General features: G+C 59.4%; 19 protein-coding genes. 6 read left to right on the forward strand and 13 right to left on the reverse strand.

Annotated features, from left to right (window positions below):
• Positions 1-19: 19 nt before the first annotated feature.
• From K0F75_RS21095 to K0F75_RS21105, 3 genes are all read left to right on the forward strand, one after another.
• The gene (locus K0F75_RS21095; RefSeq protein ID WP_219063910.1) at positions 20-1,414 is read left to right on the forward strand and encodes a sodium:solute symporter; all 1,395 of its coding nucleotides are present in this window, start codon (positions 20-22) and stop codon (positions 1,412-1,414) included.
• A 74-nt stretch (positions 1,415-1,488) separates the two neighbouring features.
• Complete coding sequence (locus tag K0F75_RS21100) at positions 1,489-2,220, forward strand: MBL fold metallo-hydrolase (protein WP_219063911.1); 732 nt, start codon at positions 1,489-1,491, stop codon at positions 2,218-2,220.
• A 77-nt stretch (positions 2,221-2,297) separates the two neighbouring features.
• Positions 2,298-2,618 carry a hypothetical protein gene (locus tag K0F75_RS21105; protein WP_219063912.1) on the forward strand — a complete coding sequence of 107 codons (321 nt, stop codon included), beginning with the start codon at positions 2,298-2,300 and terminating at the stop codon, positions 2,616-2,618.
• A gap of 129 nt (positions 2,619-2,747) precedes the next feature.
• Here K0F75_RS21105 and K0F75_RS26070 read toward each other — a convergent pair whose 3' ends face one another.
• From K0F75_RS26070 to rmuC, 3 genes are all read right to left on the reverse strand, one after another.
• A complete protein-coding gene (locus tag K0F75_RS26070; protein ID WP_306823067.1) occupies positions 2,748-2,870 on the reverse strand; it encodes a PA1414 family protein in 123 nt (40 codons plus the stop codon).
• A 210-nt stretch (positions 2,871-3,080) separates the two neighbouring features.
• Complete coding sequence (locus K0F75_RS21110) at positions 3,081-4,004, reverse strand: DMT family transporter (RefSeq protein ID WP_219063913.1); 924 nt, start codon at positions 4,002-4,004, stop codon at positions 3,081-3,083.
• A 168-nt stretch (positions 4,005-4,172) separates the two neighbouring features.
• On the reverse strand, positions 4,173-5,537 hold the full coding sequence (gene rmuC / locus K0F75_RS21115; protein ID WP_219063971.1) for a DNA recombination protein RmuC: 1,365 nt from the start codon (positions 5,535-5,537) through the stop codon (positions 4,173-4,175).
• 1,129 nt (positions 5,538-6,666) lie between these two features.
• On the opposite strand from rmuC, the gene K0F75_RS21120 reads away from it, so the two are divergent.
• From K0F75_RS21120 to K0F75_RS21130, 3 genes are all read left to right on the forward strand, one after another.
• On the forward strand, positions 6,667-6,891 hold the full coding sequence (locus K0F75_RS21120; RefSeq protein WP_219063914.1) for a hypothetical protein: 225 nt from the start codon (positions 6,667-6,669) through the stop codon (positions 6,889-6,891).
• Between the two features lie 361 nt (positions 6,892-7,252).
• A complete protein-coding gene (locus K0F75_RS21125; protein ID WP_219063915.1) occupies positions 7,253-7,732 on the forward strand; it encodes a hypothetical protein in 480 nt (159 codons plus the stop codon).
• 148 nt (positions 7,733-7,880) lie between these two features.
• Positions 7,881-9,161 carry an OmpP1/FadL family transporter gene (locus K0F75_RS21130; RefSeq protein WP_219063916.1) on the forward strand — a complete coding sequence of 427 codons (1,281 nt, stop codon included), beginning with the start codon at positions 7,881-7,883 and terminating at the stop codon, positions 9,159-9,161.
• Between the two features lie 108 nt (positions 9,162-9,269).
• Here the strand turns inward: K0F75_RS21130 and K0F75_RS21135 are convergent, their stop codons facing one another.
• The 10 genes from K0F75_RS21135 to K0F75_RS21175 form a co-directional block, all read right to left on the reverse strand.
• Positions 9,270-9,821, reverse strand: a complete 552-nt coding sequence (locus K0F75_RS21135; RefSeq protein WP_219063917.1) for a glutathione peroxidase — start codon at positions 9,819-9,821, stop codon at positions 9,270-9,272.
• A 71-nt stretch (positions 9,822-9,892) separates the two neighbouring features.
• Positions 9,893-10,015, reverse strand: a complete 123-nt coding sequence (locus K0F75_RS25915) for a hypothetical protein (RefSeq protein WP_257604459.1) — start codon at positions 10,013-10,015, stop codon at positions 9,893-9,895.
• On the reverse strand, positions 10,012-11,220 hold the full coding sequence (locus K0F75_RS21140) for an MFS transporter (RefSeq protein ID WP_219063918.1): 1,209 nt from the start codon (positions 11,218-11,220) through the stop codon (positions 10,012-10,014). Before K0F75_RS21140 ends, K0F75_RS25915 begins: the two co-directional genes overlap by 4 nt.
• 159 nt (positions 11,221-11,379) lie before the next feature.
• Complete coding sequence (locus K0F75_RS21145; RefSeq protein ID WP_219063972.1) at positions 11,380-12,111, reverse strand: adenosylcobinamide-GDP ribazoletransferase; 732 nt, start codon at positions 12,109-12,111, stop codon at positions 11,380-11,382.
• 2 nt (positions 12,112-12,113) lie between these two features.
• Positions 12,114-12,683 carry an alpha-ribazole phosphatase family protein gene (cobC, locus tag K0F75_RS21150; RefSeq protein ID WP_219063919.1) on the reverse strand — a complete coding sequence of 190 codons (570 nt, stop codon included), beginning with the start codon at positions 12,681-12,683 and terminating at the stop codon, positions 12,114-12,116.
• Positions 12,680-13,732 (reverse strand): nicotinate-nucleotide--dimethylbenzimidazole phosphoribosyltransferase, encoded by a 1,053-nt coding sequence (cobT, locus tag K0F75_RS21155; RefSeq protein WP_219063920.1) that lies wholly within the window; start codon positions 13,730-13,732, stop codon positions 12,680-12,682. Before cobT ends, cobC begins: the two co-directional genes overlap by 4 nt.
• The gene (gene cobU, locus K0F75_RS21160; RefSeq protein ID WP_219063921.1) at positions 13,729-14,250 is read right to left on the reverse strand and encodes a bifunctional adenosylcobinamide kinase/adenosylcobinamide-phosphate guanylyltransferase; all 522 of its coding nucleotides are present in this window, start codon (positions 14,248-14,250) and stop codon (positions 13,729-13,731) included. The genes cobT and cobU overlap by 4 nt, the downstream gene beginning before the upstream one ends.
• Position 14,251: 1 nt before the next feature.
• On the reverse strand, positions 14,252-15,733 hold the full coding sequence (locus K0F75_RS21165) for a cobyric acid synthase (protein ID WP_219063922.1): 1,482 nt from the start codon (positions 15,731-15,733) through the stop codon (positions 14,252-14,254).
• Positions 15,730-16,737, reverse strand: a complete 1,008-nt coding sequence (gene cobD / locus K0F75_RS21170) for a threonine-phosphate decarboxylase CobD (RefSeq protein ID WP_219063923.1) — start codon at positions 16,735-16,737, stop codon at positions 15,730-15,732. Before cobD ends, K0F75_RS21165 begins: the two co-directional genes overlap by 4 nt.
• The coding region (locus K0F75_RS21175) for a CobD/CbiB family cobalamin biosynthesis protein (protein ID WP_257604457.1) at positions 16,730-17,367 on the reverse strand (638 nt) is incomplete at its 5' end. The genes cobD and K0F75_RS21175, both read right to left, overlap by 8 nt.

The raw sequence follows: 17,367 nt of genomic DNA on the forward strand, positions 1-17,367 counted from the left end.
AAATAATAGGAAACCCTCCATGGCTTTAGATATTTTCGTCGTCCTCATTTATGCCGCTGGCATGCTGGTGCTCGGCTGGTACGGCATGCGCAAAGCAAAAACCCACGAAGACTATCTGGTCGCCGGACGTAACCTGGGCCCCACCCTGTACATGGGCACCATGGCAGCCACCGTCCTCGGCGGCGCGTCCACCGTCGGCACCGTACGTTTGGGGTATGTGCACGGGATTTCCGGTTTCTGGCTGTGCGCGGCCTTGGGTCTGGGGATCATCGCGCTGAACCTTTTTCTCGCCAAACCACTGCTCAAACTGCGCATTTTCACCGTTACCCAAGTGCTGGAAAAACGCTATAACCCGATGGCCCGTCAGGCCAGCGCGGTGATCATGCTGGCGTATGCACTGATGATCGGCGTGACCTCGATCCTCGCCATCGGCACCGTGATGCAAGTGCTGTTCGGTTTACCGTTCTGGGTATCGGTATTGCTCGGCGGCGGTGTCGTGGTGGTGTATTCGGCGATTGGCGGCATGTGGTCGTTGACCCTGACCGACATCGTTCAGTTCGTGATCAAGACCGTTGGCCTGATGTTCATCCTGTTGCCGATCTGCCTGTACCGCGTTGGCGGCTGGGATCAACTGGTCGCCAAGCTGCCAGCGTCGAGCTTCAGCTGGACCACCATCGGCTGGGACACCATCATCACGTACTTCCTGATCTACTTCTTCGGCATCCTGATCGGCCAGGACATCTGGCAGCGTGTGTTCACTGCACGCACTGACAAGATCGCCAAGTACGCGGGCTCCATCGCCGGGGTTTACTGCATTTTTTACGGTCTGGCCTGCGCCCTGATTGGCATGGCCGCTCATGTCTTGCTGCCGGACCTGGACAACGTCAACAACGCCTTCGCCGCCATCGTTAAAGTCTCGTTGCCCGACGGCTTGCGTGGCCTGGTCATCGCCGCAGCCCTGGCCGCCATGATGTCCACCGCCAGCGCCGGTTTGCTCGCCGCATCGACGACCCTGACCGAAGACCTGCTGCCACGCCTGCGCGGCGGCAAACAGTCGAGCCTGGGCATCAACCGCCTGTTTACCCTGCTCACCGGCCTTGTGGTACTCGCCATCGCGCTGGTCGTGAACGATGTGATCAGCGCCCTGACCCTGGCCTATAACCTGCTGGTGGGCGGCATGCTGATTCCATTGATCGGCGCAATCTACTGGAAGCGGGCGACCACCTCGGGGGCGATCACCAGCATGGCACTGGGCTTCCTGACTGCACTGGCGTTCATGCTCAAGGATGGTTTCGACGCCAACACCCCGATCTACTACAGCCTGTCGGTCGGTTTGATCAGCTTCGTGGTGGTCACGAAGCTGTCAACTCGCCCCGTGGCAATGGCGAATACGGTCAAGCCCCGCGCGGCCTGAATCTGGATTACCTTGAGCGGGTGGCACGCTTGGCGTTCCACCCGCTTTTTTTTGGCGCAGAGGAAAAGACCTCGATGAAAATCGTCAGCCGCGACACATGGTTTGAAGTGAAGCCTATGAGTGATGGCGTCAGCCTGATTCATGAGCCCTATATCCGGCCCTTCTATCGCTGCAATCTGTGGCATATCCGGGGGCGCGACAAAGACCTGTTGGTCGACAGCGGCTCCGGACTGGTCAGCTTGCGCGAGCAGTTGCCGTGGCTGACAGAGCGGCCCTTGCTGGCCGTGGCCAGCCACTGCCATTTCGACCACATTGCCGGTCATCATGAGTTCGCTGAACGGCTGGTACACCCTGCCGAAGCGCAGATTCTCGCTGAACCCGATGGCGACAACACCTTGGCCACCGCCTTCGTCGGCGATGACATGTTCGAAGCACACCCCGACTGCCCGTTGTGCTACGCCGAATACCGGGTCAAAGCCGCGCCTGCCACACGTTTGATCGAAGAAGGCGACGTGCTTGATCTGGGCAACCGGGTCTTGCAGGTGCTGCACACGCCAGGGCATTCGCCGGGCGGCATCAGCCTGTGGGAAGCCGCAACGGGCACTCTGTTCAGCGGCGATATCGTCTACGACGGCCCGCTGATCGAGGACGCCTATCATTCCAACCTGGACGACTACGCCACCAGCCTGCAGCGCCTGCGTCAGTTGCCGATCCGCACCGTGCACGGCGGCCACTTCCCGAGCTTTTCAGGGGAGCGCCTGCGGGAGTTGATTGACCAGTGGATGCGTGACCACGCGGCCAGGTAAATCTCCGACACCTGATACACCGCGGATTGAGCTAGCCTGATGGAGTAGTGGCCTACCCATGCTATAGGCCGCGCACGATGCCCTGGTTTCGGCAGTACCGGGTTAACTCTCTGGACATCGCAGAAACAGGGGCTTTCATGGAGCGGCCAGACATTCAGCAGCGCGTCTACAACACCTTGGGTGTCATGCTGATCGATAAGTCCGAGATACGCGAAAACGCAACGCTCAGGGACTTGGCGCTGGACGATCTCGAGGTAGAGGATTTACTCGACCAGCTGGAATTTGATTTCGACATCATCTTCCCGGCCCGCATCAAAGACCGAATCTATAAAGTACCAGAGCATCTGACCCTGCAAATTCTGGTCGACGTGATCCTGGTGCTAAGCACAAACGACTGAAACTCAAAGGTTTTTTTGCGAGAGACAAGAACGTAGTGGCCTGGTTCTGCGATTGATTTAGTCAACAGCGAAACCGGGCCTTTTTAATGCCAGCAGATGAAGCACTGTAATAATGAAACCGTCGATAACTTACCGACGCGGGCGCCGCCGTTCATCATCAGTGCGGATAGGAATGGGCTGGAGTTTTGGCCGTTCGATCAGGCCCAAGGCAACTCCGAGGTCATGGAGCCATTCTTGCAATTTACTGTTCATCACGCCCCCCTTCAGGGAAATACTCAACGACTGACATCAGCTAGCCGCGTCTTATTCATCATAGTGCCGGTATCTACTTTACGCCTGCTACAGAGCGTCGCGGAAAAGAATTTGTGACATATAAACTCATTTTACGTAGCGCTCGTCGTTTCATGGCCCAAGGAGGCTGTCACTGAGAGGTAAGCCCGGATTTTCTGATCACGTGGTCAATCAAGCCCTGGGCTTAAAACGGCGACGTATCCACTGCTCGCCGCTGACCAGCGTAATCCCCAACAGCACCAATACTGCCCCGATCACGAAGTTGAAGCTCAACGGTTCACTAAGCAGAAGCACGCCGAAGGTCACGCCAAACAGCGGTGTCATGAATGAGAACACCGCCAGATTTGATGCCAGGTAACGGCGCAGCAACCAGAACCAGATCAAATAACTGAAGAAGGAAACAACCAGCGCCTGAAACAGCACGCTGGCGACTGCAACAGGCGTCAGGGTCACGTGGCTGACCTGACCATTGCTGACGGCAATCAGCAACAAGGCGACAAAGCCGACCATCAGTTGATAGAACAAGGTCAGCGTCACCGGCGCTTCAGACAGCCGCGACGCCCGCACCACCACCGTGGTTGCGCCCCACGCCATGCCCGCAAGAACACCCAGTGCGTCGCCGATCAGCATATTGCGGTCCATGCCATTCAATGACAGGCCGCCAACAAAGGCTGTGGTGATGCCTGCGAACGCGAGAAAAATGCCCATCCATTGCAAGGTGCGCAAGCGTTCGCTGGGCAGCAGCCAGTGCAGACCCAACGCAGTGAATACCGGAGCGGTATAAAGAAACACCGACATGTGTGCCGCCGAGGTCAATTGCAGGCCCTCGGAGATAAACAGGAACTCGAGTGCAAACAAGGCTCCGGCGAGTAGACCGCCGCGCCAGGTACTGCTCATGTGCCGCAGACCACCGCGCCAGACCATAAGAATGCCCACCAGCAGCGCGGCAATACCCGAGCGACCAGCAGCCTGCATGATGGGCGCTATATCCGGCGCAGCCCACTTGATCATCACTTGTTGCACGCCCCAGATCAGGCAGAGGCCCAGCATGACTTGCAAGGCAAAAGCATCGGCACTTTTACGCGGCGCACTCATGATTGAACGTGATACAGGCTGAACATGGCAGATCCAGATAGGCAAAATGTTGTGAATTATTGATCAATCGGTCGAAAAATGTGTGGGCAAAAGCGACATTGGTTTATTTAAAAGAATCAATTACGACAGGGAGAGGGTCTTCGCGAATGAATTCGCTTCCACTCAGGATCATTCAGGCAACTGCACCACCCCGTCGTCATCGGTCATCGCCCTTTCAAGCAGGTCCGCTGGCAGGTTTTTACTGGCGCGAGCACCCAGTAGCTTCAGTTGCTCGCTGCGGCTGACCAGGTTGCCGCGCCCTTCGGTGAGTTTGTTGCGGGCGGCCCCATAAGCTTTGTCCAGCTGTTGCAGGCGGTTGCCGACTTCGTCCAGGTCCTGGATGAACAACACGAACTTGTCGTACAGCCAGCCTGCCCGCTCAGCGATTTCCCGCGCGTTCTGGCTCTGACGTTCCTGCTTCCACAGGCTGTCGATCACGCGCAAGGTGGCAAGCAAGGTGGTCGGGCTGACGATCACGATGTTGCGATCGAACGCCTCCTGAAACAGGTTTGGCTCCGCTTGCAACGCGGCGGAAAAGGCCGCTTCGATGGGCACGAACAGCAACACAAAGTCCAGGCTGTGCAAACCTTCGAGTCGCTTGTAATCCTTGCCCGACAGGCCTTTGACATGGTTGCGCAAGGACAGCACATGCTGCTTCAACGCGGCTTGACCAATCACCTCGTCATCGGCGCTGACATACTGTTGGTAAGCGGTGAGACTGACCTTGGCATCGACTACCACTTGCTTGTCGCCGGGCAACATAATCAGCACATCCGGCTGAAAGCGCTCACCGTCCGGGCCTTTGAGACTGACCTGCGTCTGGTATTCACGCCCTTTTTCCAGCCCTGCATGCTCAAGCACCCGCTCAAGAATCAATTCCCCCCAATTACCCTGGGTCTTCTGGCCCTTGAGTGCGCGCGTCAGGTTGGTGGCTTCATCGCTCAAGCGTTGATTGAGCTGCTGCAGACGCTCAAGCTCTTTGCCCAGCGAGAAACGCTCGCGAGCTTCCTGCTGATAGCTTTCTTCAACGCGTTTTTCGAAGGACTGAATCCGCTCTTTCAACGGATTGAGCAACTGCCCCAACTGCTGCTGGCTGGTCTCGGCGAACCGCTGTTCGCGCTCATCGAAGATCTTCCCGGCCAGCTCGGCAAACTGCGCACGCAATTCATCACGCGACCCTTGCAGATCACTCAGGCGCTGTTGATGGCTTTCCTGCTGTTCGCGCAATTCGGCGCTCAGCGATGCACAGTGCGCGTCAAGACGGCGCAGCTCGGCTTCTTTGCTGGCACGCTCCAGACTCCAGTCTTGAGCGGTTTCGTGGGCGTTATCGCGCTCCTGACGCAGCAGTTCGACTTCCCGGCGCACCGCCGCGAGGTCAGCCTGTTTGGCCGCATTGGCGTGGCTCAGGTCACTGATTTCGTCACGGCTGGCGTCGAGCTGGGCGCCAAGGCCATCTTGAGCCAACTGCGCAGTACTCAGACGCTCGTCGAGCAGCGCCGCGTCGGCCTGCTGCTGCGCCAGCCGCCGCTGCAACTGCCAAGCCAAGGCCAGCAAGGGCAATGCCGCGCCAGCAAGGCCAAGCAGCAGGCTGGTCAGGTCAAATGCCATAAAAACTCCGGGGGTTATAACGTCTATGCGCTGAGGGGCAGCGTGCCGGGCATTATGCTTAGAACAGTCCGCCAGGGCGACAGTCGGTGCCCTTATCCGAGCCGATTAATTCCAAAAAGAAATAGCGGGCGCCATTGATAAACGATCATTTCCACGGGGAATTTTGCGAATTTCCCTACGTCACCCATGGCACCCGCGGACTAGAGCAAGCGCTCGGGACAATCCACAGAAGCTGTGGATAACTCAGTGGACAACCCACCGTGAACCTTCGCAAACGCCTATAGAACGTGGCCTGCGTTCAAACTGACGCTTTTTTCACCAATGAAAAAAAACGATGTTTTTCATTGACTTAATAATTCACCACAAGAAATCAAGCGCTTGGGATCGGATGTGACAGTGGCATGACAGGTTGTCGCCCCAGTGTGTACAACTCGATCACTGGCGGTTATAACGCGACCCTCGTTTTGACCGAACATTTGCATAAAACTCGGTAGACGGCATTACCCCTACCACAGCCAGCCACACGCACCTGCAATTAATTTGATTAGCTGGCTTCCAATCCAGGACTCGATCCGCTATCATCGCGGCAGTTAGTACCAAGCTGAAAGTCAATTATGGTCGAAACAGTCCCCCGGTAAGCGCTTTTCCAATGTGAAAGTGTTGCCGACCACACGGGATCGACCACCTCGATGGTTTCCAGGCATGAACTCGACACACGGCCTTCCTCAATGACGGGAAGGGTGTAGCGCAGCTCTCGTGCCCTGACTCAACCAACCTGCAGATTGATCAGGAACTTCACCCCGGGCCTCGAACCTTTGCCCTTGTTGTGTTGCCTGCCCTCCTAAGTACCTACCAGTCAGCCCAAGCGCCATACGATAAAGCGCGCTTCAAACTGTCTGCTTTGTTCCAGTCAGGTTCTTCGCCCCGCCGTGCTTTGCACTGGCCCGCGTTTTACTGGAACGTTTTTATTTTGCACGGTCTTATACCGTGTCGTTTGTAGGAAACACCCATAACTATGACTACTCATATCCAGACTCAGAATGCCATTCGCACTCTAACCAGCGCATTCGCCCCAATGAACTGCCTGATCATGGCCGCTCGCAAAGGCTGCTTCAGCTTCACCATCGTCAACGAACACGGCATCGCTCGTCACAGCGAACGTCTGTACCCCGATCAGTATTCCAGCGCCGAGCCGCTGCAAGCCGTGATCGAGCGTACACGCCAGGCACTGGTTGCCTGACGGAATGCCAGCCGCTGGCTGAAACGCTCCACCAAAAAACCTCGCCCTTGCAAGCGAGGTTTTTTATTGCCTGCGATTTGCCGTGCGGCTGGACTTGCAGTTTCCAACGGCCTGCTTTGCGCCTGGATATGTGTTCCTTTATCACCCAAGCAATAAGCATGAGCTAAGCACTAAGGGATATATGCGCCAGAACCCGCTGGCACAAATATTTTAAAAACAGCCCTTTACGTTCGAAATATGACACTACACTTCAACTCAAGCGGCCTTGGCTGCTTCCGGCGAGCCTGATCCGATTCACCGCTGCCACGCGCCACGGCCTCGCCGGCCCTAATTGTTTTACAAGGGATGTAACGAGGGCTTTATGGGAATCGCCGCCAGTGAACTGTGTCGATATGTGATCCGCCCCACGCTGATCTATCTCGGCCGCTATTGCTCTACTGCCGAATCCTTGCTGCTCGGTGTCGCCGCCAGCCAATCGGCACTCGGCGAAGCACTGGACAGCCGGCGCGCTCATGGGCTGTACCGCATCACCGAAGTTCGTCACCAGCATCTCTGGGATGACTACCTGGCACTGGACCCGGAACGAGCCAGTCTCGTTCGAGGCCTTGCCAGTCAGCACGCATTTCTCAAGGGGCCGCACTTGGAACTGACCGTTAATCTGCGTTATGCCACCGCCATCGCCTGGCTGTTGATCGAGGCACAAGGTAAACCCTTGCCCGCTGAAGACGACGTGCTGGCCATGGCAAGAATTTGGCGCCAAACCTTCCAGCCACAGGGTCGCTTACGCGATTTCACTGCGGCTTGGCACTCCTGCGTAGCCCCCCTTCATCACGTTGCCTAAGGGTTTTCTTCAGCTGCAAGATCGCTGCAGATCGACGCACTTGGGTAAATTGTCCTACAAGAAGGCTCTATCTCGGGCCATTCAGGCTATGGCGCTTAGGCGAAAATGTTGGTAATTTCCGCCCGGTGATCAACACGGAGTTCTAATAATGAAAAAAGTAATGCTCAAGACCACACTTAGCCTCGCCATCGGCATGGTATCCACTCAAGTTTTTGCCTCAGGCTTCGCGGTCAACGAGCAGAGCGTCAGCGGCATGGGCACTGGTTTCGCCGGTCGCTCCTCTTCTGCCGAAGACGCCAGCACTGTGTTCGGTAACCCTGCCGGTATGTCGCGCATCAAGCGTGAGCAGGTCAGCCTGGGCGCTGTAGTTCTCGACGCAAAAACCGATATCCATGACGGTGTCGGCCGTCCATTCGGCGGCAGCAATGATGGCGATATGGTTCCACTCATCGCCGTACCCATGGGTTACTACGTCAAGCCCATCGATGATCACTGGACCTTCGGTGTCGGCATTTACGCCCCATTCGGTCTGGTCACCCAGTATGAACATGGCTTCGCGGGTCGCTACTACGGTAAAAAGAGTGACGTGAAAGTCGTTACTTTGCAGCCTACCGTCAGCTATGCGTTCAACGACAAAATCTCCATCGGTTTTGGTCCGACCATCAACCGTATCGACGGCGAATTGACCTCGGCCACCCCGACAGTAACCCGTGCTGGCGTAGGCCCTGACGGCCAGGTCAAGATCAAGGGTAACGACACCGCCCTTGGTTACAACATCGGTATCCTCGCTCAAGTCACTGACCACACCCGTGTAGGCCTGACCTACCACTCGATGGTCGACTTCAAACTTGATGGCCACACCGAAATTGATGGCGCAGGCTTTGGTCCGTACAGCGGCAGCAAGTACGACGCTTCGCTCAGCCTCAAGACACCTGAATCCACGGACTTTTCGGTCACTCACGAACTGAACGACGACTGGACCCTCTACGCGGGTACCACCTACACCCGCTGGAGCCGTTTGCAAGACATCACCGTGAAGAACAGCGGTGTCGCAGCGGCATTGGGTGGCAGCGCAGGCCCGATCGGCACGATCACCGAAGAGCAGAACTGGCACGACACCTGGGCGCACGCCATCGGTGCCGCGTACAAGCTCAACAAGCAGTGGACCCTGCGCACCGGCTTCTCGGTTGACCAGTCGCCTACCAACGACACCAACCGCTCCCCGCGCATCCCGACTGGCGACCGCAAAATCATCAGCTTCGGCGCTGGTTATAGCCCGACAGACGATCTGACCATCGACGTGGCTTACTCCTACCTCAAGGAAGAAGACACCACCGTCAATCTGGCCAGCCCGACCAAGGGCACCTACAGCTCCACCTACAACAACAGCGCCCACGGTTTCGGTACGTCTGTGACTTACCGCTTCTGATGAGCCCATTCGCAGCGAGCTGAAAGGCTCGCCAGCCGAATACGCAAAAGCGCTGCATCTGTGATGGATGCAGGGCTTTTTCATGGTCGCGGCTTGAGGTTCAGGCCATCAGGGTTTTGACGCGATGGCTTTCTCGACAGCCGCAATAAAAGCGGCATCATCGGGTTTGGTCAGGCTGGAAAAATGGGCGATCACGTTACCTTGACGGTCGATCACGTATTTATAGAAGTTCCAGCGTGGCTCGCTGCTCTGCTCCGCCAGCACTTTGAACAGGTGGGTGGCATTCGGGCCTTTGACCTGCTGAGGATCGGTCATGGTGAAGGTCACGCCGTAATTGACGTAGCAGACCTTGGCGGTTTCCGCATCGTCCTTTGACTCCTGCTTGAAGTCATTGGAGGGCACGCCGATCACTTCCAGACCTTGCCCCTTGTAACGTTGATTCAAGGCCTCAAGGCTTTTGAACTGCGGGGCGAAACCGCAGAAGCTTGCGGTGTTTACCACCACCAGCGGCTTGCCCTCAAAACGCTGACACAAGTCGATAGTCTCTTTGGCGCGCAATTTTGGCGGCTCGCCTTGCAGCAGTGGCGGGCACCCGGCAGCCAACACGGGACCGCCCATCATCAGCAGTAAAACGGGAATCGAACACCAGCGAATTGTCATGACAGCATCCCAAAACTTCGATAGAGGTCAATGTGTCTGAAAAGCTAGATTCGCGTCACCACAGGTGATGCCTAGCAAGTGCTCATGCCCAATTGCAGTGCTCCCAGACCGACGTGCTGCCAGCCCCACCACACCAGCGCCAGCAGCAAAAACCCGAGGGCTATACCGCCGAGCCAAGGCCAGACGCTGTTCACAGCACCACGCCCTGAACCTGCAGCCGCGCCACCGGCCGCTCGCGCACCGGCCAGTTCAGGGCGGCAGCCAACAGGCTGAGCAGGATCGATACTTGCCAGATCAAATCGTAATTCCCCGTGCGGTCATACACCACCCCACCCAACCAGCCACCGAGGAAGGCACCCAATTGGTGGAACAGGAAGACGATACCACCGAGCATCGATAAGTTGCGCACCCCGAACAGGGTGGCGACCGTACCGTTGGTCAGCGGTACGGTCGATAGCCATAGCAAGCCCATGGAGACGCCAAACAGGTACGCCGTGGTCTCACTCAGCGGCACCCACAGGAACAAGGCAATCACCACGGCGCGAATCAGGTACAGGCTGGTCAGCAAGCGCGGCTTGGACATGCGCCCGCCCAGCCAGCCGGCCGTGTAGGTGCCGAAGATATTGAACAGGCCAATCAGGGCCAGCACCGTGGTGCCGACTTTGGCGGGCAGGTGTTGATCAACCAGGTACGCTGGCAGATGTACACCGATGAAGACCACCTGAAATCCGCAGACAAAAAATCCCAGGGCCAAGAGCCAGAAACCCGAGTGGGTACAGGCTTCATGCAGGGCTTCACGCAGGGTTTGTTCGCCTCCGGTGAGCGGCGTCGGCACGTCTTTGATCATCGCCACCAGCGGCAGGATCATCGCTACCAGCACGCTCAGCACCAGCAATGCCCCCGACCAGCCAAGCCAGCCAATCAGCCCGAGGGAGCCGGGTAACATGGCGAATTGACCGAATGAACCGGCAGCACTGGCGATGCCCATGCCCATGCTGCGCTTCTCGGGTGGCAGCGCTCGACCGACCACGCCCAGAATCACCGAAAACGAGGTGCCGGACAAACCGATACCGATCAATACTCCGGCGCTCAGGGACAGCGACAACGGCGAATCGGCCATGCCCATGCAGGCCAGGCCCACGGCATAAAGAACCCCACCGACAAACACCACTTTCGCAGCGCCGAAACGATCCGCCAGTGCGCCCGCGAACGGCTGGGCCAGGCCCCAGATCAGGTTCTGGAACGCAATCGCAAAGGCAAATACCTCACGCCCCCAACCGAACTGGGCGCTCATGGGCGCCAGAAACAGACCGAAGCCATGCCGCACACCCAGGGACAACGCGAGGATCAACGCACTCCCCAGCAAAATCCAACCACTGGTACGCCAGACCGATGTCATTTTTATTCTCCGGCTCGCTCATCAAGCCCTGCAAAGTAGGCGTCTATGCCCGTCGTACAAACGAGCGAAGCTACGCGCTGGGTGCGACGGGTGTCAATGAGAGGGAGATGTGGACAATACAAAAGACCGATACACGCCTTGTGTGCCAGACCAGATACGTCAAACCAACGCCAACACCACCAGCACTACCACTTCCAGCAACTCCAGAAGCGCGCCGGCGGTGTCGCCGGTGGTGCCGCCGAGTCGGCGCAGCATCAGGTGCCGTAGCCAGAAGAAGCTGATACACGCCACCAACAGGGCGATCAGGCCGTTCACTCCCGCCAGTAACACGCCCCCTACTGCGCTCGCCAGCAAAACCTGCTTGCCCAGCGTACGTGGCAGGTGATCGGCCAGTGCTTGCCCCAAACCACCCGCCCGCACATACGGTGTGCCCAGAAACAAGGCGAGCATGGCGCTGCGCCCGATCAATGGGGCCAGCAATAAAGCCACGCTGTGCGGGTGTTCGATCACTGCCAGCAGCGCGCAGAATTTAAGCAGCAGCACCAGCACCAGGGTCACGACCGCAATCGGCCCGCTACGCGGGTCTTTCATGATGCTCAGGGTGCGTTCGCGGTCACCAAAGCCACCGAGCCAGGCATCAGCGCTGTCGGCCAGTCCGTCCAGGTGCAGGCCACCGCTGAGCAACACCCAGGCGGTCAGCAGCAAGGCCGCGTGCAACATCGACGGCGTACCGCTCAACAGCGCATTGAGGCCCATCAGCAGCAGCCCGAACAGCAGCCCCACCACCGGATAGAACAACAACGACCGCCCTAATGCTTGCGGCTCCGGCATGCCCGGCAGGCGAATGGGCAGGCTGCTGAGAAACTGCAGGGCAATCCAGAAGGGCGACAGGTTCATTCGCTCAACACGCAGCCGCTGCCGACCTGAAGCGTCAGCAGTGCGCCATGCCCGACTTCAACCTGAAGCAACTGCTCACGCGGTAAACCCCGGGCCTGAGCCAGCAACAGGCGCATCACCCCGCCGTGGCTGATCAGCAACACACGCTGACCGGCATAGGCCTGATGCAGTCGCTCGACCGCCGCCAATACCCGCGCGGAAAACGCCGTCAGCGGTTCAGCCTTGGGCGGGGTAAACGCATAAGGATTGGCCCAGAACAGCCCCAGGCTCTCAGCATCGGTCTCCATCAGTTGCGCAGCGCTGCGCCCTTCCCATTCACCGAAGTGCAGCTCCTGCAGATCAGCGTCCATGTGCAGCGGCAATGCCAACTGGTCAGCCAGCTCTTGGGCAAAGCGTGCACAGCGTTGCAGCGGCGAACTGACGATTCGATCCCAAGGGCCGGCCTCCGCCACCGCCGCGCACATCTGCGCCCAGCCAGCGGCGGTCAGAGCGTCGTCCAGGCTGCCACGCAGGCCACCGCCGAGCTCGGTTTCGCCATGACGCAGCAGATCCAGACGCAAGGTCATGCCGGGCGATCCGCCACTGCTGCTTCGGCAAACGTCGCCATGCCGTTGTGCAGCTCACAGGCCAGACGCAGCAAAGGTACGGCCAACGCTGCGCCGCTGCCTTCACCCAGGCGCAAGCCAAGGTCGAGCAAGGGTTCGGCCTGCAAGGTTTCCAATAAATGCCGGTGACCCGGCTCGGCGCCACGGTGGCCAAACAACAGCCAGTCGCGACACGATGGATTCAAGCGCACTGCAACCAAGGCCGCAACACTGCAAATAAAGCCGTCGACCAGCACCGCGATACCTTCCTGAGCACAGGCCAGGTAGGCACCGACCAACGCTGCAATCTCGAAGCCACCCAGACAGAACAAAGTGCGCAGCGGATCGCCGGCATGCTCAGAATGCAGCGCCAGCGCGCGCTCGATGACCAACGCTTTGTGCGTGACGCCCGCCGCATTGAGCCCAGTGCCCGGCCCGACCAGCAACTGCGCCCGGCATTCGAGCAAGGCGCACCCCAATGCGCTGGCCGCCGCAGTGTTGCCGATGCCCATCTCGCCGCCAATAAACAGCTCCGCGCCCGACGCCAATGCACGGCGAACACTGTCGCGCCCGGCTTCCAGCGCGAGCAACCCCTGCGCCTCGGTCATTGCCGGGCCTTCGACGAAGTTCGCGGTGCCCGCGCCCAACTGCAAATGCCGGACGCCCGGCAGGTTCAATGGCGATACCGTGCCCAGATCGACCACTTCCAGCTGCGCCGAAAGCTGACGCGCCAGCACGCTGATTGCCGCACCGCCGGTCACGAAGTTATGCAGCATTTGTCCGGTGACTTCCTGCGGAAAAGCCGAAACCCCTTCTGCAACCACGCCATGATCACCCGCAAAAATAGCGATCCACAGGTTATCGACGCAGGGTTTGAGTCGCCCCTGCAGCCCGGCGAGTTGCACCGCTACCCGTTCCAGCTGCCCGAGGGAGCCGGCCGGTTTGGTCAACTGCTGCTGACGGGCCAGGGCCTCTTCACGCGCCTGACTATTGATTGCCTGCGCGGGTTTCAGCCACCAGGAATTGTTCATATTGCGGGTCCTTTCAAGGTCAAGGGCAGGCCAGCGACGGTCAACACCACGCGCTGGCAACGTTCGGCCAGGGCTTGATGCAGCCAGCCGGCTTCGTCGACATAACGGCGAGTCAGCTCACCGAGGGGCACGACGCCCATCCCGGTTTCGTTGCTGACAAAAATGATTTCACCGGGCAACCCGGCAAGGCAGTTCAACAACGTCTCGCGCTCGAGGGCCAGACGTTCAGGGTCTTCGAGCATCAGCAGATTGGTCAGCCATAAGGTCAGGCAATCCACTAACAGGCAACGCCCGGCACTGGCCTGCTCGACCAGTACACGGGCCAGTTCGAGCGGTTCTTCAATCAGGCCCCAGCTGTCAGGACGACGTTGACGATGGATTGCCACGCGCTGGCTCATTTCGCCATCCAACGGCTGACTGGTGGCGATATAGATGACGTCGAGGCCGCTTTGGGTGGCCAACTGCTCAGCCAATCGACTTTTGCCCGAGCGAGCGCCGCCTAGAATCAGTTGCAGCATGTCAGTTGCCCTCCAAACCAGCACCGTCCAAACCACACAGGGTTCGCAAAAGCGCGCCGTCCAAGTGGTTCTCCACCAGGTCCGCCAGTCGCTCGATGTCGCGTTCGCGCAGCGCGTGGTAGTCGACGTGCTGCACGTTCTCCAGGCCCGCCCAGCGCAGTAATGCAGCACACGCTGGCGGCGACTCGAACAGGCCGTGCAGGTAGGTGCCTAGAATTTGCCCGTCGGCACTCTGTGCACCGTCATGGCGACCATCATCAAGGCGCACGGCGGCATGCTCCAGCGCCGCGCCAGCGCCAGTGGTCACCCCCGCGTGAATTTCGTAACCGCTCACGGGCGCGTCTTCCAGTGCGAGATGGCCACGCACATTGCGCAGTTGTTTCTGCTCTTCCAGCACGGTATTGATGTCCAGCAAGCCCAGACCGGCACTGGAACCGGGCGCACCTTCGAGCCCCAGCGGGTCATGCAACTGCTGACCGAGCATCTGCAAGCCGCCACAAATGCCCAACACCTTGCCGCCATAGCGCAGGTGCCGGGCGATGGCGATATCCCAGCCATGGCTGCGTAAGAATGCCAGATCGCTGCGCACGCTTTTCGAGCCGGGCAGGATAATCAGGTCCGCCGCAGGGATCGGCTGACCGGGGCCGACAAATTGCAGATTCACCTGCGGATGCAAGCGCAGCGGGTCGAAATCAGTGTGATTGCTGATGCGCGGCAATACCGGCACCACCACATTCAGCACCTGCTCGACCTTGTCGGTCTGGCGCTGATCGAGGCCATCTTCGGCCTCAAGGTGTAAATCCATCACGTACGGCAGCACGCCAACCACCGGTTTGCCGGTGCGCGCTTCCAGCCAGTCGAGGCCCGGTTGCAGCAGGGCGATATCGCCGCGAAAACGATTGATGATGAAACCTTTGACCCGCGCCTGCTCACTCGGGGACAGCAGTTCCAGAGTGCCCACCAGATGGGCGAAGACCCCGCCGCGATTGATATCGGCAATCAACAGAACAGGGCAATCCACCGCTTCGGCGAAGCCCATGTTGGCGATATCGCCTGCGCGCAGATTGATTTCGGCGGGCGATCCGGCACCTTCGACCATGACCACCGGATAGGCCGCACTCAAGCGTTGGTGCGAGGCCAGCACCGCCTGCATCGCGATCTCTTTATAACCGTGATACGCCACTGCATTCATGGTGGTCACCGCCCGGCCGTGGATGATGACCTGCGCGCCCGTGTCGCTGTTGGGCTTGAGCAACACCGGGTTCATGTCGGTGTGCGGCTCGAGGCCGGCGGCCTGGGCCTGCACCGCTTGCGCTCGGCCAATCTCGCCACCGTCCGCCGTCACTGCGCTGTTGAGCGCCATGTTCTGCGGTTTGAAAGGCACCACGCGAACGCCCTGACGGGTCAACCAGCGACAGAGCGCAGTCACCAGCGTGCTTTTACCGGCGTCTGACGTCGTACCCTGCACCATCAAGGTGGTCATGGTATTTCCTTGGTGTATTCGCTGAGGGCTTGTTCGAACCGTTGCCAGTCGACTTCTTCAGCCGGCAGGCCGAAACGCAGGCTGCTGTGATGGGGACTGCTGGTGTTCAGGAACAGCCGCAACAGAATCCCGCGCCGAGCACAGAACTCATAAATCCGAGCGGCGTGAGGGGTCGTCAACCATTGAAACAGCGCGCAACCACCTTGAGGCTTCAAGCCATACTGGCTCAGCAGTTCAGCCAGGCGCTGGCTGGCGTGTTCGGTACGCAAGCGTTGCAGGCGATGACCTTCGACATCGCTCAGGCACACTTGCCCCAGCACGCGTGTTGGCCCACTGACGGCCCAAGGGCCAATCTGCCGCGCCAGCAATTTGAGCAACTGTGGTTCGGCAATGACAAAGCCCAGACGCACGCCCGCCAGCCCGAAGAACTTGCCGAACGAACGCAACACGATCAGGCCCACGCGCCAGGCTTCGGCGGTCAGGCTCAACTGCGGCGTGTTGTCCATAAAGGCTTCATCGACCACCAACCAGCCACCGCGCTGGGCAAGGTGCGCGTGCCATTCCAGCAAGCGCTCCGGGGCGATGCTCAGCCCGGTGGGGTTGTTCGGGTTGACCACCACCAGCACGTCGAGGCTGTCGATGAAAAAATCCACTTCGTGCTCGAACACTTCACGCACCCGAAAGCCATTGGCACGCCAGGCTTCGGCATGTTCGGCATAACACGGCGACAACACACCGACCTTGCCCGTACGACGCAAACGCGGCAACGCCTGAATCGCGGCTTGCGAACCGGGCACCGGCAGCACGCGGGGGGCGCCGTAGTAAGCACAGGCTGCCAGCTCCAGACCATCGTCGGTTTCCGGCAATCGCGCCCAGGCCCGCGCCGGGATTTCCGGGATCGGCCAGGGCCAGGGCGAGATACCACTGGACAGGTCCAGCCACTCGGCTTCAGCGATGCCGTAGTGCAACGCTGCACCGCGCAAGCGACCGCCGTGCTCAAGCATACAGTTCAGCCCCCGCGCACAGGACCAGCAACCACAACCAGACACCGCGCTGGACCAATTGCCAGCCACGATCGATCGACTGAGCATCAGCAGGCACGCCTTCGCCCAATTGCGGACGCTGGTGCAGCTCACCGTGATAAATCGCGGCCCCGCCCAACTCCACGCCCAGCGCGCCTGCACCGGCGGCCATTACCGGACCGGCATTCGGGCTGTCCCAGCCGGGCGCTTGAGAACGCCAGCAGCGCAGGGCCAGTCGGGTATTGCCCAGCAGCGCGTAGGTCAACGCCACCAACCGTGCCGGAATGTAATTCAAGACATCGTCGATCTTTGCCGCCGCCCAGCCAAACCGTTCGAAACGTTCATTGCGATAACCCCACATGGCATCCAGGGTATTGCTCAAGCGATACAACACCACCCCCGGCGCCCCCGCGACAACAAACCAGAACAGAGCGGCGAACACTGCATCGCTACCGTTTTCCAGGACTGACTCGGTGGCCGCGCGGGCGACTTCGGTCGAGTCCAGCTCCGCTGTCTGCCGACTGACCAGATAGCCCACGCGACGGCGGGCTTCGTCCAGGTCACCGCTGCGCAGGGCCTGCGCCACCGGCTCGACGTGCTCGCCAAGGCTGC

Source organism: Pseudomonas sp. UMAB-08 (assembly GCF_900095225.1).
Lineage (GTDB): Bacteria > Pseudomonadota > Gammaproteobacteria > Pseudomonadales > Pseudomonadaceae > Aquipseudomonas.